Genomic DNA, 437 nt, shown 5'->3' with positions numbered 1-437 from the left:
GCCGACGAGCTCGAAGCCCTCGGGGTTGCCCGCCACCAGGCCGGTGAGGATGACGTTGTCGGTGGTGACCGCGTCGACCTGTCCGTTGGTCAGCGCATCGGCGCACTTGGAGTACACGTCGAAGAGGGTCAGCGTGGCCTCGGGGTAGTTGTCCCGGATGTTCTGCGCCGGGGTCGAGCCCTCCACCGAGCACACGTTCTTGCCGGCGAGGTCCTCGGGGCCCTCGATGCCGCCGGGGTTGCCGGCGGCGACCATGATGTCCTGCCCGGCCTCGTAGTACGGGCCGGCGAAGTCGACCTTGGCCTTGCGGGCGTCGTTGATCGTGTAGGTCGCGATGACCAGGTCGACCTGGCCGTTCTGGATGAACGACTCGCGGTTGGCCGACACGGTCTCGACGAACTCGATCTGGCCCTCGTCCAGACCCAGCTTGGCAGCGA

The 437-nt window shown here is 67.5% G+C and carries 1 protein-coding gene; it reads right to left on the bottom strand.

What is annotated here, in order from left to right; translation table 11 throughout:
* On the bottom strand, positions 1 to 437 hold a 437-nt coding region (locus M3677_RS17385), incomplete at both ends, for a transporter substrate-binding domain-containing protein (protein WP_251161198.1).

This window comes from Curtobacterium sp. P97 (genome assembly GCF_023712445.1).
In the GTDB taxonomy this organism is placed as follows: domain Bacteria; phylum Actinomycetota; class Actinomycetes; order Actinomycetales; family Microbacteriaceae; genus Curtobacterium.
Note: the sequence above shows the minus strand (reverse complement) of the source record. Positions and strands in the feature narration are given on the sequence as shown.